Raw genomic sequence first — 15,078 nt, 5'->3', positions numbered from 1 at the left:
AAAAGCCTCGCGATTTAATAAATGATAGTTTTCTGGCGTTGCTGGGCAATGAAGCGTAATCACATGAGATTTAGCATAAAGCTCATCTAATTCAACATATTGCCCACCCAGTTCTTCCACCACTGGATTTTTGAAAGGATCGTACACCAAGATATTCATTCCAAAACCTTTCAGAATGCGCATCACTGCGATCCCGATTTTACCCGTTCCGATTACGCCAACCGTGCGTCCATGCATATTGAAACCAATTAATCCCTCAAGAGAGAAATTCGCCTCTCGGGTACGCTGATAAGCACGATGAATTCGACGGTTCAGTGTCATCATCAAACCAATGGTATGTTCTGCCACTGCTTCAGGCGAATAAGCGGGAACGCGTACAACTTGAATGCCTAATTCTTGAGCAGCTTTTAAATCAACATTATTGAAACCGGCACACCGCAAAGCCACGATTTTCACACCAAGTGCGGCTAATTTTTCTAATACTTTTCGGCTACCATTATCATTCACGAAAATGCATACTACTTCGCAATGTTCTGCCAAACGTGCGGTGCTCTCGTTCAGCATAAAATCAAAAAATTCTAAATCGAAATTATATTTCGCGTTAATGAGCTCAATATATTTTCGGTCATAGCTTTTAGTGCTATAGATTGCAATTTTCATGGTTTGCTCCAATTATTTTAAGTTTGCAAAAGCCTGTAGTAAGTCTGCTTTAATATCTTCTACATCTTCAATACCGACTGAAAAACGCAGCAAGGTATTAGTAATTCCACGAGCTACACGCTCGGCTTCTGGAATATCCATATGAGTTTGAGTGGCAGGATAAGTAATAAAACTTTCTGTGCCGCCTAAACTTTCTGCAAAAGTAATCAATTTGATGGATTTTAAGAACGTATTAACCCAAGCTTCATCTTGCAAACGGAAAGACAACATCCCACCTTTATTTGGATAAAGCACAGATTCCACTTGTGGTTGAGCTTTTAAAAATTCCGCAATAGCTTGTGCATTTTCTTGATGACGTTTCATGCGCAAAGAAAGGGTTTTCATACCACGAATAGTCAGCCAAGAATCAAACGGCGAAAGTACTGCACCCGCACCATTTTGAATATAAGCAATGCGATCACAAAGTTCTTGCCCTTTCGCAACAATCAAACCAACAAGTGCATCATTATGACCAGCAATATATTTAGTCCCACTGTGAATCACCACATCAGCGCCTAAATCTAATGGGCGAGAAAGCACTGGTGTTAAAAACGTATTATCCACAATCAACATCAAATTATATTTTTTCGCAAGTTTTGCAATTTCAACTACATCACATTCTTCCATTAAAGGATTTGATGGGGTTTCAATAAAAATCGCTTTCGTATTTGGGTTAATTGCCGCCTCAATTTCTGAAGCAGATGCCGTATTGACATAAACAGGTTTTACACTATTGTTATTTTTATAAGAAAAATCTAATAGTCGATAAGTACCACCATACACATCGCTAGAAACGATCCATTCATCTGGTGCAGTGAAAAGCGTCATCAAAACTTGAATTGCAGCCATACCAGAAGAAAACGCAAAACCACGATCTCCATTCTCTAATTTAGCTATCGTTTCTTCTAATACTGTACGAGTTGGGTTTTTGGTACGCGTGTAATCAAATCCCGTGCTTTCACCGATACCATAATGTCCATAAGCCGTAGAAAGAAAAATTGGTGTAGAAACCGCGCCGGTACGCTCATCACTGCGATTGCCTGCTTGAGCTAATAAAGTATCGATAGCATATTGTTGTGTCATAACATCCTCTAAAAATAATGAAAAAATCAACCACACTTTACGTGCTAAAAACGTTTAGCATTTTGGCACAAAGGAAAAAGTGATAAAAGTAGAAATTAGAAAATTACATAAAATTCCATTTTTCCATCATTTTCTGTGATTTATTTGAACAAAATGAACTTTTTTTAAACGGTTAGATAATTTTTTTAAATCTGTAATTGACAGTTATCTGAATTTCCGTAAAATGCGCACCACTAACAGCGAATGCGGGAATAGCTCAGTTGGTAGAGCACGACCTTGCCAAGGTCGGGGTCGCGAGTTCGAGCCTCGTTTCCCGCTCCAATTCGTGGCGTGTTAGCAAAGCGGTTATGCACTGGATTGCAAATCCATGTAGCTCGGTTCGACTCCGGGACACGCCTCCATAATACGCAAATGTTAGTTGTCTATATGCCCGAGTGGTGGAATCGGTAGACACAAGGGATTTAAAATCCCTCGCCTTTCGAGGCGTGCCAGTTCAAGTCTGGCTTCGGGCACCATTTCAAAAATGATACCAGTGGGTCGTTAGCTCAGTCGGTAGAGCAGCGGACTTTTAATCCGTTGGTCGAAGGTTCGAATCCTTCACGACCCACCACTTAAAAATAAAATAAGCACCGCAAGGTGTTTTTTTATTGCCTAATATCTTGTACAAATCTTTCAAATCACTTGATTACTAAAGAATAGTTATTCTTTCTACCTAATCTAAAATAATTAATATATTTTATCGCTACGTTATATTTTCTAAAATAAAATAGCGCCTGAAAATCAAGCGCTATTCAAAATACAATAAAAATTTACCGCACTTTATTACTTCAATAAGTAAGCCGGTAGTTGTGCAAAATCATTATCCATTTCATCAGAAAGCAATGGTAGCTTATTATGTTTATCCAGAGTTTCAGGTAATGAAAGCTGAATACCAAGAATTCGTTCAACAGATTCTTTAAATTTTGCAGGATGCGCTGTACATAGGAAGATTCCTGTTTCACCTTCTTTAAGTTGATCTTTCAGCACTTGGTAAGCTATCGCACCGTGAGGTTCACATAAATAACCTTTTGCCTGCATCGCTTTTAAGGTATCTTCTGTTTCACTATCACTTAGCATACCCGAACCTAAATCAGTTAAATTCCAACCATTTCGTTTAAACAATTCTTCCACTCTCGGCCAATTATTTGGGCGACTTACATCCATTGCGTTAGAAAGGGTTGCAACTGTCGTTTTAGGATCCCAATTACCCGATTTCAAATAACGTGGCACCGTATCATTTGCGTTTGTTGAGGCAACAAAGCGTTTTATCGGCAAGCCTAATGTTTTTGCAATTAACCCTGCAGTTAAGTTACCAAAATTACCACTTGGCACAGAAACCACAACATTATCACGTTTTTCTTTTGGCAATTGTGCGACAGCCTCAAAGTAATAACAAACTTGAGCTAATAAGCGGCTGATATTAATAGAATTTGCGGAGTTAAGCCCGATAGCTTGGCGCAATTCAGCATCATCAAAGGCTTGCTTAACCAAAGCCTGACATGCATCGAAATCAGCGTTAATCGCAACAGTACGAATATTCCCACCTAAAGTACAGAATAGCTTTTCTTGTAATGGGCTGATTTTACCTTTTGGATAAAGGATAACTACATTAATATTTTCTAATCCATAAAACGCATGTGCTACAGCAGCTCCAGTATCGCCAGACGTTGCCGTTAAAATAGTGATTTTTCCATCACCACGTACCGCCGCAAGTGCCTGTGCCATAAAACGGCCACCAAAGTCTTTAAATGCTAATGTGGGACCATGAAATAATTCAAGTGCATAAATATTATCTTCCACTTTTTCTAAAGGTGCGGTGAAAGTGAATGCATTTTTTACCATCTCATCTAACGTTGCTTTCGGTAATTCGTCACCAATTAATGCACCTAGAATTTTTTGGCTACGCTCAATAAGAGACAATTCAAGTAATTCATCAATGTTATTAAGTTGAGGAATTACTTCAGGAAAGAATAAACCTTGATCCCGACCAAGTCCTTGACGAACAGCCTGAGAAAAAGTGACTTGTTCTTCGGGATGTTTGATATTATATAAATTCATATTTAATCCGTTTTTATCTATTTAAATTAACTTATTTAATTTCTCTTGCGCCTTCGTTATCGACCTTACATACATGCACAAAACCTTCATTATTTTGTAAATAATGATTCTCTAAATAAGTTGAAAGTTTAATTGCAGTTTGTAAATCTGGGGCAATAGAGAAAATTGTTGGCCCTGATCCTGAAATACCTGTGGCAAGTGCACCTAAGTCTCGCGTAGCTTGTTTTACTTCAGCAAAATTAGGTAGCAGAGATTCACGATAAGGCTCAGCAATGACATCTTTCATCATAATCGCTGCAAGGTTTTCTTGATGAGTATGGCAAGCATGTACAAAGCCACCTAAATGACGACCATGGGCAATCACGTCTTGTCGAGTATAGCTTTTCGGTAAAATTGCTCGAGCTTCAGCAGTAGAAACTTCAATTCCCGGATATGCTAACACCCAATACCAATTATCAAAAAATGGAAGCTTTTGACAAATATTGCCGAGCGATTGCACCATAAATTGCACACCGCCAAGATAGCAAGGTGCCACATTATCATAATGGATTGAACCAGAAATACGCCCCTCCAATTCGCCCATCATTTCAAGCAATTCCATTTTCGAAAAAGGTTCATTATGAAACTGATTTAATGCCACTAATGCAGCAACAATAGAACAAGCACTAGAGCCTAAACCAGAGCCTATAGGCATATTTTTTTCGAGCGTTAAACGCAAAGGTTTCACATTTCCTCCGCGTAATTTTAATTGCTCGCTAAATAGCACATAAGCTTGGTAAACAATATTTTTTTGTGGTTCTTTCGGTAATTTACGAACAAAATAGCCCGCACTTCCTAATTCAAAACCACTTGAAATAGATTCTATTTGAACCACATCACCTAACAATGAGCCATCAATAGGAGAGATCGCCGCACCTAAAGTATCGAAACCTACGCTAATATTCGCGCTAGATGCAGGGGCGTAAATTCTTAACATCGGGAATCCTTATTAATGTTGTAATGTTCTTAAAATATCTGCAAAGATACCTGCTGCCGTCACCGCATTACCTGCGCCATAACCACGTAATAAAAGTGGGATAGGTTGGTAATAACGAGTATAAAATGCCAAAGCATTTTCACCGTCTTTCACTTTATAAAGTGGGTTATTCTGATCGACTGCAACAATAGATACTTTACATTTACCTTCACAAATTTTTCCAACATAACGCAATACTTTGCCTTCAGCTTTAGCGGTGGAAACACGAGCTTTAAACTCCTCATCAAGCTGTGGCAACATTGCCATAAATTCATCTGCAGATTTTCCTTCAGAGAAGCCTTTCGGCAATACACCTTCTACTTCAACATCTGAAAGTTCAAGCTCAATTCCAGCTTCACGAGCAAGAATTAATAATTTCCGCGCTACATCTTGTCCAGAAAGGTCATCACGGGGATCAGGCTCAGTAAACCCTTTTTCACGCGCAAGTGCGGTGACTTCTGAAAGAGAAAGTCCTTCTTCCAATTTACCAAAAATAAAGGAAAGGGAGCCAGATAAAATGCCTTCAAAATATTCAAGCTCATCGCCCGCGGCAAGTAAGTTTTGAAGATTTTCAATAACTGGCAAACCAGCGCCCACATTGGTTTCATACAAAAATTTATGTTGGCTTGCCTGAGCATTTTGGCGTAACTCATTGTAATAAGCTAATTCTCGTGTATTCGCTTTTTTATTTGGCGTAACCACATGGAAACCTTCTTTTAACGCTCGAGCATAAAGCCCTGCTACAGATTCGGCTGAGGTACAATCTACAAATACTGGATTCACCACATGATGTAATTTAATGAAAGAAAGCAATACATCAAAATCTGATGGCTGAGTCGCATTTTCTAAATCGGTTTTCCAATCGTCTAAACATAATCCATTTTCATCGAGTAACATGCGGTTGGAATTCGCAATAGCACAAACTCGAATTTCAACATTCTTCTTTGCTAGATACTCCTTTTGACGCTTTACCTGCTCAATTAATTCTCCGCCTACTCCACCAACGCCCACTAAAAACATATCCACTACTTTTTTATTATTGAAAAGAGCCTGATGGGTAGCTTTCACGGCTTCAATCGCCTTATTTTGCGGCACAACCGCAGAAATTGAACGTTCACTAGAACCTTGTGCAATCGCCACAATGCTAATATTTGCCTGTGCTAACGCAGAGAAGAAACGAGCAGCAATGCCTTTCGCTTGCTTCATTCCATCGCCCACAACAGAAATAATGGATAAATCTTTAATCACTTCAATCGGTTCTAATTGATGTTCATTTAATTCATTAGAAAACTCCGTTTCTAGTACGGTTTTCGCTACTTCTGCAGATTTCACTGGCACGCAGAAGCTAATACTGTATTCAGATGAAGACTGAGTAATTAAAATGACTGAAATGCCTGCGCCTGACATAGCTGAAAATACGCGAGATGCCATGCCTACCATGCCTTGCATACCAGGGCCTGATACATTAAACATCGCCAAATTATCTAAGTTAGTGATACCTTTGACTTGTAAACCTTCTGATTTCACATTGCCATCAATAATCGAACCCCGCGCAGAAGGATTTCCTGTATTTTTAATGACACAAGGAATATTTTGTGGCAACAATGGGCCAATCGTACGAGGATGAATCACTTTCGCACCGAAATAAGAAAGCTCCATCGCTTCACGATAAGAAAGAGTTGGTAATAAACGTGCATCTGGCACTAAACGCGGATCACAAGTATAAACGCCATCCACATCAGTCCAAATTTCGCATACGCTTGCGCCTAAACAAGCGGCTAAACAGGCTGCAGAATAATCTGAGCCATTACGACCGAGCAGTACCAACTCACCTTTTTCATTACCCGCAGTAAAGCCTGCCATAAGCACCACTTTATCTTTTGCGATACTTGCTGCATCAACACGTTTTGTTGATTCTTCAATTTCAACAGAAGATTCAAGATAACCGCCTTTCGCTAATAATTGCTTGACCGGATCCACAATATGTACGCTATAGCCACGCGCTTCAAACCAAGCTTTCATCATTGCGATAGAAAGTTTTTCACCTCGGCAATCAATCGTCGCTTTAACTGCATCTTCTACTTTTCCTGCCTGACGAATTTCTTCTAATAATCCTTTGATTTGAGCAAATTCAGCATCAATAAGCGCCTTGGTGCCATTTAAGTCGAATTGATTATTTTCGGCATGTAAGCCATTGACGATGTTATAGAAAATTTCGATTGCTTCGTTGAAATGCGTATCGGTTGGTTGATTTAATGCAGCTTTTTCAGAAAGGGCGACGAGATGATTAGTTATTTTGGCTGGTGCTGATAAAACACCTGCTGCTTGCTCTTCTAAATGAGCTTGCTCGATCAATTTCGCTGCTTGGGAAAAACGTTCCGGATTTGCAAGCGAAGTGCCGCCAAATTTAAGTACGCGCATGATTGGTTCTCCTAGAGATATTGTGTTTTTAAATTTATAAAAAAACCCGCTATTCAGTTGAATCGCGGGTTTTCTGTATCCTGTTTTTTGGTGCACTAACCCGCGCCATTAATCATAGTAATGGTCATCATAATGGTGGTAATCGTGCTAATGATTACAGATAAAGTGCGGTTATTTTTCATTGTGTTTTATCTTGAAAAACGAATGCGTAAAGAAATACCGAAATTTCCCTAGCTTGTCAAACAGAAAGTGACAAATTTTTCAGAAATTTTCTCAGCAAATAAATTTCGTGTAAACTAATCGTACTTTTATAAAGGAGAACCTATGGATATCCAGCATAATCTCAACCTAATTCATCAAAAAATTGAAACGGCTTGCGAAGAAGCAACACGCAATCAAAATACCGTAAAATTACTTGCCGTATCTAAGACCAAACCGATTTCCACTATTCTTTCGGCTTATCAAGCTGGACAAACGGACTTTGGGGAAAATTATGTGCAAGAAGGTGTAGAAAAGATCCAATATTTTGAATCTCAAGGTATTAACCTTGAATGGCATTTTATCGGTCCATTACAATCGAATAAAACCCGTCTCGTGGCAGAACATTTTGATTGGATGCAAACACTTGATCGAGCAAAAATTGCAGATCGTTTAAATGAACAAAGACCAACTAACAAAGCACCGTTAAATGTCTTGATTCAGATTAATATCAGCGATGAAGAAAGTAAATCAGGTATTCAACCTAAGGAAATGCTAACACTGGCAAAACACATCGAAAATTTACCACACTTATGCCTACGTGGCTTAATGGCAATACCCGCGCCGACCGATAAAATCGCTGAACAAGAAACCGTGTTCAGAAAAATGTCAGATCTATTTGAACAACTTAAACAAGCCTTACCCAATCAACAAATTGATACTCTTTCTATGGGAATGACGGATGATATGCCGAGCGCAATAAAATGCGGTTCTACTATGGTACGTATTGGTACTGCGATTTTTGGTGCAAGGGATTATTCAAAATAAATCTAAACAACCCTAGTGAAAAAATTATCGTAAAAGAAGCGAACCGCACATAAAAGAGCGGTTCGTTTTTTTATATTATTTTTGGCTACATACAGCAATAAAATGTAATTTATGTTCAGGATCATTAAAGGTTTTGAACATTCTTTTAAATTGCTCACGATTTTCCGCTTTCATCGCATTACGGATGATTTTTAACGTTCCAAGAATACCCTCATCATAAATCATTCCTTTTGGTGAAAGTAATGTCATCTCACCAGAGAAAGTATCAACATTTCTAAAGCCACTTTCTTGGAATATTCCTTTCCAGCCATCTTTCGTTAATGGCGTGACAGTCACATTAATCGCTTTGCGCATATTTTCTAGAATAGTTTGATGATCATTCCCTACCAGCATAACATCGTGAGTAAGCAATAAGCCATTCGGTTTTAATACTCGAAAATATTCTGCAATGGCCTTTTTCTTAGCTTCCACGGGTAACATCGTGAGCATCGCTTCATTGATGACAATATCAAAACTTTCATCCTCAAAAGGCAACTTCATCGCATTCGCACGCTGCACATGAATTTTTTCTTGCAAGCCATTTGCTTCGATATTTGCTTGTGCTTTTTCTAACGCATGTTCGTCTAAATCAACACCTTCAATATGGCAACCAAATTGCTTCGCCAATCCAATTGCTGTCGTTCCCATATTACAGGCAACCTCTAACACTTTTTTATCTTGGCTAAAATCACCATTGGCAATTAACCAATCTGTTGCTTTTTTACCGCCTGGACGCAAACGAGTTTTACCTAAACGTGCAAGAAAATTATGCCCTACTTCATCTTTCGCCATATCTATCTCCTAGTAATTAACTTGGTTTTTATATTATAGATGAAAATTATTCTTATTAAAGTAGTAAAGCAAAAAATAACCCAACCGATTGGCGGGGCTATAAAAAATCAGGAAAATTTACCGCACTTTAAATCAATTAGGTTTCCATTCACCATTGAGCACGGTTGCTGTCACTTTATAATCTGACGTAAACACGGCTAAATTTGCGATTTTTCCTTTTTCTACCGAACCTAAACGATCATCTACACCAATTGCTCGTGCAGGATAAAGGTTACTCATTCGAATTGCTTCAGCAAGTGGAATTTCAACAAACTCCACTGCATTCTTAATAGATTCGATCATGGTAATTGATGCGCCCGCGATCGTACCGTTCGCATCAAAACAGCGACCATCTCGGATATAAATGGTTTTACCTACAAAGGTGAATGTTTCCAATTCAGGTGGAGCGCCTGCTGCTGCAAGAGAGTCAGTCACAATACAAAGTTTGTCACCTTTGATTTTTTTATCAATGCGAACATTGCCGTAATTGATATGCACGCCATCCACGATAATACCAGTGTAAACATCAGAATCCAGTACCGCACCTACTACGCCCATTGCTCGTCCAGAACTAATTGGCGACATTGCATTATGCAAGTGCGTCGCAAAAGTTGCGCCTTTGTGGAATGCGGCTTTAGCGACTTCATAAGTCGCATTAGAATGGCCTACAGAGACAATGATGCCCGCTTTCACAAAATCAGGCGTATAGTTAATGGTTGGGTTTTCTGCAGCAATGGTAATTTTTGTAATGACATCACCATTTTCACAGAGGAAATCCTTCATTTCAGGCGTAATTTCACGAATATATTCGGGACGGTGTACACCTTTTTTCTCAACACTGATAAACGGTCCTTCAATATGTAAACCAAGTGCTTGGTTTTTATGCTTATTTAAATATTCACGCATAATTTTCACCGCACTTTTTATGTTTTCATCTGGCGCAGTGATAAAGGTTGGAAGGAAACTTGTACAACCTGATTTCAAGTTAGTTTCCTGCATAATTTCCAAGGTTTCAACGCTAGTTTGATCGTTAAACATCACGCCACCACAGCCATTTAATTGAAGATCAATAAAACCAGCGGTTAAATTATTACCTTGTAAATCAATGGTTTTGATACCTGTTTCTAATTCAGCTTGTGGAACTACCGCTTCAATAATTTCACCGTTAATAATTACAGCAAAATCACGTAAAACATCATATTTTGTGTAAATCACACAATTCGTTAATGCATATCTCATTTTTTGTCCTTAAATAAAATAATCAGAAAAATTACCGCTCTTTTAAGCGGTATGATCTTATAACACGCTATGAATCGCGCGTTGTTCTAATTCAGTAAAATATTTAACAGTTTTTACTTTCAATTCTTGTTGTGCAGGCTCATCACAAACTAACACAAAATGGCGATGTAGCTGAAGTGCACTTACTGTCCACATATGGTTCACACCACCTTCGACTGCTGCTTGAACTGCAAGCGCCTTATGATGGCCTGTCGCAAGAATCATCACTTCTTCGGCATCTAATAATGTGCCTACGCCAATAGTCAAAGCATATTTAGGCACTTTATTTACATCATTATCAAAGAAGCGTGAATTTGCGATCAGCGTGTCTTGAGTTAACGTTTTAATACGAGTACGGGAACTTAATGATGACGCCGGTTCATTAAAGGCGATATGGCCATCATTGCCTACTCCGCCCATAAATAAATTAATTTTTCCGTAAGATTTAATTTTTTCTTCATAACTGCGACATTCCGCATCATGATCATCCGTGTTGCCGTTAAGAATATTGATATTTTCTGGCTGGATATCGATATGATTGAAGAAATTGTTATACATAAAACTATGATAACTTTCAGGATGTTCCTCTGGTAACCCCACATATTCGTCCATATTGAATGTTACTACATGCTTAAAGCTCACCTCTCCCGCTTTGCAAAGAGCGATTAATTCTTGGTAAGTTTTTAATGGCGTGCCACCAGTTGGTAAACCGAGAACGAAAGGACGTTCAGCCGTAGGATTAAAATGATTGATACGATCAACAATATGGCGTGCAGCCCAACGACTCACCTGTTGTTCGTTGTGTAGAGGGATAAGACGCATACTATACTTCCTTTATTTTCAATACCGTGGATAAACAAACCAACGGTTAAACATAATGGTTTCCCACTACGAAATAGAAAACTGAGAAGCAGGAAACGAGAATTGCTACCCCAAGAGGGATAAATTATGAGTAACCTAGGGAAATCAATCCCCTAGGTTCTCACAATATTCCATTAATTATAAAAATTTCGCTTTCAACTCTTTTGCTTTAGCAAGCTGAGCATCTGTTGCTTTTGCTGTCATTGGCTCACGGCAATAACCCGCATCCACACCTTCTAATTTAAGCAATTCTTTGATGGTTAAATATAAACCATTCGCTAAAATGCCTTCGATTAAATCGTTGGTTACGTGTTGAATTTCTAACGCTTCGGCTAATTTACCCGCTTTGGTTAATTCAAAAATTTGACGAGCACGAACACCGTTTACGTTGAAAGTTGAACCGATTGCACCATCCACACCAAGTGCAGCCGCAGGTAACATCATTTCATCGAAACCAGCCCAAATTAAGTGGTTTGGATAGGCTTTTTTCAAACGTTCTAATAAATAGAAGTCACCTGCTGTGAATTTTACCCCTAATACTTTCGGGTTTTTGTAAAGTTCACCAAATTGTTCAATTCCCATATTCACGCCAGTTAAGAACGGAATAGAATACACGATCATATTATTGCCCGTTTCTGCAATAATGGTGTCGTAATAATGTTTGATTTCAGGGAAACTAAATTTATAGTAGAACGGAGTGACGGCAGATAAGCTATCATAGCCTAATTCTGTTGCATATTTACCTAATTCAACTGCTTCTTTTAAGTTTACGCTACCTACTTGAGCAATTAGTGCGATTTGATCTTTTGCTTCATCTTTTGCAATACGAAAGATTTCTTTTTTTTCTTCAGTTGAAAGCATAAAGTTTTCGCCTGTTGAACCACCCACATATAAACCATCAACTTTCATCTTGTCGATATTGTGGCGGATAATTTGACGTAAACCTTTTTCATTAATTGTGCCATCTTCATTAAAGGACACTAATAATGCACTGAAAATACCTTTTAAATCACGCATAAGTTTTCTCCTATTTTATACGTTGTTCAAGAATCACATTGAGAGTTTTTTGCTTGGTTTGAGCTGCAAGTTCTTCTTCGCCCTGCACTAACAAAGCATAAATTAAATCTAATACAAAAAGCTGTGCAATTTTGGTACCAATGGAGTCACCTTGTAGCTTCCCTTGTTTATTACCATTTACTAAAACATAATCAGCATATTCTGTAACGGGTGAACGCAAACTATGAGTTAATGCCACTGTCGTTGCGCCATTTTGTTTAGCAATTTTGAGTGTATGTGCTGTTTCGGCGGAATATCCTGAATGACTTAAACCAATTGCCACATCAGAAGGCGTAAGTAATGACGCCTGCATATACATAAAATGATTATTACCTGTTGCATCCACTTGGAAACCGATACGCATCAATTTATTTTTCGCATCTTCAGCGGTCACACCGGATGATCCCACGCCAAATAAAAAGATACGACGTGCTTTTTTAATGGCTTTAACCACTTGTTCAAGCTGTTTTAAATCTAATAAATTAACCGTTTCTTCCATTACATTAGAAACTGCCGCTTGCAACTTTTGTGCAATCGTTAAAGAATCATCGCTTGGCATAATTTCTGTTTCGAGCACAGTTTCATCATTGTTATCTTTCGTAGCAAGCTCAATGGAAAGTTCTAATTTAAAATCGCTGAAACCTTTAAAACCAATGGTTCGACAAAAACGGACGAGTGTTGCCTCTCCAACTTCCAAATGTTTAGCGATTTCTGAAAGGGGACATTGAGACACCAAATCAGGCGAACGTAAAATCGTATCAGCAATTTTTTTCTCTGATTTAGTTAAGCTATGGTAAAGCGAACTAATGGTATTTAACACATTTCCGGATTTAGCCATAAATTGTTCCTTTTGGTTTATCAAGCAGAACATCTTTCACCCAATAAGCTGCGCCGACTAATCCTGCATCTTGACCAAATTTAGCAGATTCAATGTCACAGCTATATACAGCAGGCATATCCTGTAAGAAACGTTTGACTAATGGTAAATAACCTTCAGCCAACCCGACACTACCACCTATAACAACTTTTTGCACATCCAATCCAATCACTAAATCCGCCACTAAATTGGCAATAGCTTGGGCTGAACGTTCTATAAGTGCGGTAGCTTTTGCATCATTTTTTCTAAAACGTTCAAAAACTTCTCTTGGCTCACAAGGATCATCCCATTGGGAAGACACTGCTTCAATTGCACGCCCTGCAGCAACGGCTTCTACACAACCTCGACGACCACAACCACACATTGGACCATTAGGATCCGCTAATGTATGCCCAATATGTCCTGCGATTCCCTTCGGACCAGTTTGTAATTGTTGATTTAATATGACACCACCACCCACACCAGTAGAAACAGTAATAAAAACAAAGTTTGATACTTTTTCTGAATCTTGGAGTTGGTATTCCGCATAGGTTGCGGCTTGCGCATCATTTAATAAACCAATTGGGTTATCTGTGTGTTTAGCAATACTTTCTTTTAGTGGAAATTGATTCAAACCACCTAAATTTTTAGGATTAAGTGCGGTTAAAACACCATCATTTATAATACCGGTTGAAGCCACCGCCACATAATCAAATTTCCCCGCATAATGAGTAAGAAGTTGTTCTAATGCTTGATGCATTCCTTCTACCACATTTTCACGCGGTGTATGAATTTGTTGGCGTTGTTCAACTTCGCCATTTTTTACGATAGCCGCCGCGATTTTTGTACCGCCAATGTCTAGAGCTAAACAACGCATAACTTATCCTTATTAGTATGAAGTATTTTCTCACACGTCTTACGACTATCTTGCAGATTTCACAGAATTAGCGAACCAACTCACGATATGCTCAAGGCGAGTTAAAGCTGAACCAACGGTTACGCAATCTGCGCCAATTTCAATGGCCACTTTTGCCAATTCAGGCGTGTTATAGCGACCTTCTGCCATCACAAAACAACCCGCTGCTTTTAAATCTTTCACTAATTGATAATCAGGTTCTTCGGGAACTGGACCACCTGTATAACCAGACATTGTGCTGCCCACAATATCAAAACCGAGTTTTTGACAATACAAGCCTTCTTCTAAATTAGAGCAATCTGCCATTGCCAAGCAGCCCATTTCATGGATTTTATTCACCGCACTTTCAATATCAACTGGACGAGGACGGCTAGTGCCATCTACTGCAATAATATCTGCCCCAGCATTGGCAAGATCTTCAATATCTTGCAGAAATGGCGTAATACGAATCGGACTATCAGGTAAGTCGCGTTTTACAATACCGATAATTGGAATGTTTACAAAAGGACGTGTCGCTTTAAGGTTATCTACACCTTCAATACGTAAACCTGATGCGCCACCAGCAACGGAAGCCTGAGCCATGGCAGAAACAATTTCAGGTTTATCCATTGGACCATCATCAACTGGTTGGCAAGAAGCAATGAGACCATATTGAATTTGAGAAAGCACATCTTGATGAGATAATTTCGACATAATATCACTCCTAAATATATTGAGGCCGATAATGCTTAAATGCTTTATTACAAGCCATCTAGGCGCTAGCATTATTTAGACTCAATCATCCTCAAAAATATAACTGAGCCCGCATTTTCGTCAGTGCTCAGCATTATATAAAAACATAACTCCATTTTAAAATATTTTTTGAAGTATTTTTTTGCAAATGTGATCTACCTCTCAATT

General features: G+C 38.7%; 13 protein-coding genes, 4 tRNA genes and 1 other annotated feature. Of the genes, 5 read left to right on the top strand and 12 right to left on the bottom strand.

All coding sequences use genetic code 11. The annotated features are described in order from the left end of the window. On the bottom strand, window positions 1–660 hold a 660-nt coding region (locus AAX15_RS01930), incomplete at its 3' end, for an NAD(P)-dependent oxidoreductase (protein WP_046938875.1). 12 nt (window positions 661–672) lie between these two features. Then, window positions 673–1,782: a methionine biosynthesis PLP-dependent protein gene (locus AAX15_RS01925; RefSeq protein ID WP_046938874.1), complete on the bottom strand. Its 1,110-nt coding sequence runs from the start codon at window positions 1,780–1,782 to the stop codon at window positions 673–675. Between the two features lie 245 nt (window positions 1,783–2,027). Between AAX15_RS01925 and AAX15_RS01920 the strand changes: the two genes are divergently transcribed. From AAX15_RS01920 to AAX15_RS01905, 4 genes are all read left to right on the top strand, one after another. Then, a tRNA-Gly gene (locus AAX15_RS01920) sits at window positions 2,028–2,103 on the top strand. Window positions 2,104–2,109: 6 nt separating this feature from the next. Next, window positions 2,110–2,183: transfer RNA gene (locus tag AAX15_RS01915), tRNA-Cys, on the top strand. A gap of 27 nt (window positions 2,184–2,210) precedes the next feature. Then, a tRNA-Leu gene (locus AAX15_RS01910) sits at window positions 2,211–2,297 on the top strand. 19 nt (window positions 2,298–2,316) lie between these two features. Continuing rightward, window positions 2,317–2,392, top strand: a tRNA-Lys gene (locus tag AAX15_RS01905). Window positions 2,393–2,604: 212 nt separating this feature from the next. On the opposite strand, the gene thrC is transcribed toward AAX15_RS01905, so the two are convergent. Genes thrC through thrA form a run of 3 tightly spaced genes read right to left on the bottom strand, consistent with a single transcriptional unit; the run spans window position 2,605 to window position 7,315 of the window. Next, complete coding sequence (gene thrC / locus AAX15_RS01900) at window positions 2,605–3,879, bottom strand: threonine synthase (protein ID WP_046938873.1); 1,275 nt, start codon at window positions 3,877–3,879, stop codon at window positions 2,605–2,607. Between the two features lie 31 nt (window positions 3,880–3,910). Continuing rightward, entirely contained in the window at window positions 3,911–4,855 is a 945-nt protein-coding gene (gene thrB / locus AAX15_RS01895; RefSeq protein ID WP_046938872.1) for a homoserine kinase, read from the bottom strand. 12 nt (window positions 4,856–4,867) lie between these two features. Continuing rightward, window positions 4,868–7,315 (bottom strand): bifunctional aspartate kinase/homoserine dehydrogenase I, encoded by a 2,448-nt coding sequence (gene thrA / locus AAX15_RS01890; protein ID WP_046938871.1) that lies wholly within the window; start codon window positions 7,313–7,315, stop codon window positions 4,868–4,870. Window positions 7,316–7,350: 35 nt separating this feature from the next. Then, window positions 7,351–7,469 (bottom strand) — a sequence feature (Thr leader region). Between the two features lie 170 nt (window positions 7,470–7,639). On the opposite strand from thrA, the gene AAX15_RS01885 reads away from it, so the two are divergent. Then, on the top strand, window positions 7,640–8,341 hold the full coding sequence (locus AAX15_RS01885; RefSeq protein WP_046938870.1) for a YggS family pyridoxal phosphate-dependent enzyme: 702 nt from the start codon (window positions 7,640–7,642) through the stop codon (window positions 8,339–8,341). Window positions 8,342–8,416: 75 nt separating this feature from the next. Here the strand turns inward: AAX15_RS01885 and AAX15_RS01880 are convergent, their stop codons facing one another. The 7 genes from AAX15_RS01880 to AAX15_RS01850 all read right to left on the bottom strand — a co-directional run bounded on the left by AAX15_RS01880 (window position 8,417) and on the right by AAX15_RS01850 (window position 14,871). Continuing rightward, complete coding sequence (locus AAX15_RS01880) at window positions 8,417–9,172, bottom strand: class I SAM-dependent methyltransferase (protein WP_032824169.1); 756 nt, start codon at window positions 9,170–9,172, stop codon at window positions 8,417–8,419. 132 nt (window positions 9,173–9,304) lie between these two features. Next, the gene (nagA, locus tag AAX15_RS01875) at window positions 9,305–10,450 is read right to left on the bottom strand and encodes an N-acetylglucosamine-6-phosphate deacetylase (protein WP_046938869.1); all 1,146 of its coding nucleotides are present in this window, start codon (window positions 10,448–10,450) and stop codon (window positions 9,305–9,307) included. 57 nt (window positions 10,451–10,507) lie between these two features. Next, window positions 10,508–11,311, bottom strand: a complete 804-nt coding sequence (nagB, locus tag AAX15_RS01870; RefSeq protein ID WP_046938868.1) for a glucosamine-6-phosphate deaminase — start codon at window positions 11,309–11,311, stop codon at window positions 10,508–10,510. Window positions 11,312–11,488: 177 nt separating this feature from the next. After that, window positions 11,489–12,367, bottom strand: coding sequence for an N-acetylneuraminate lyase (gene nanA, locus AAX15_RS01865; RefSeq protein WP_005631506.1), 879 nt, complete (start codon window positions 12,365–12,367; stop codon window positions 11,489–11,491). Between the two features lie 10 nt (window positions 12,368–12,377). Continuing rightward, window positions 12,378–13,244, bottom strand: a complete 867-nt coding sequence (locus AAX15_RS01860; RefSeq protein WP_046938867.1) for a MurR/RpiR family transcriptional regulator — start codon at window positions 13,242–13,244, stop codon at window positions 12,378–12,380. Further along, window positions 13,237–14,139: an N-acetylmannosamine kinase gene (locus AAX15_RS01855; RefSeq protein ID WP_046938866.1), complete on the bottom strand. Its 903-nt coding sequence runs from the start codon at window positions 14,137–14,139 to the stop codon at window positions 13,237–13,239. Before AAX15_RS01855 ends, AAX15_RS01860 begins: the two co-directional genes overlap by 8 nt. 45 nt (window positions 14,140–14,184) lie before the next feature. Continuing rightward, complete coding sequence (locus AAX15_RS01850; RefSeq protein WP_046938865.1) at window positions 14,185–14,871, bottom strand: putative N-acetylmannosamine-6-phosphate 2-epimerase; 687 nt, start codon at window positions 14,869–14,871, stop codon at window positions 14,185–14,187. Window positions 14,872–15,078: the final 207 nt, after the last annotated feature.

Source organism: Haemophilus haemolyticus (assembly GCF_001008275.1).
Classification (GTDB): Bacteria; Pseudomonadota; Gammaproteobacteria; order Enterobacterales; family Pasteurellaceae; genus Haemophilus; species Haemophilus haemolyticus_P.
The sequence above is the reverse complement of the archived record's forward strand: the minus strand, read 5'-3'. Positions and strand labels throughout refer to the sequence as shown.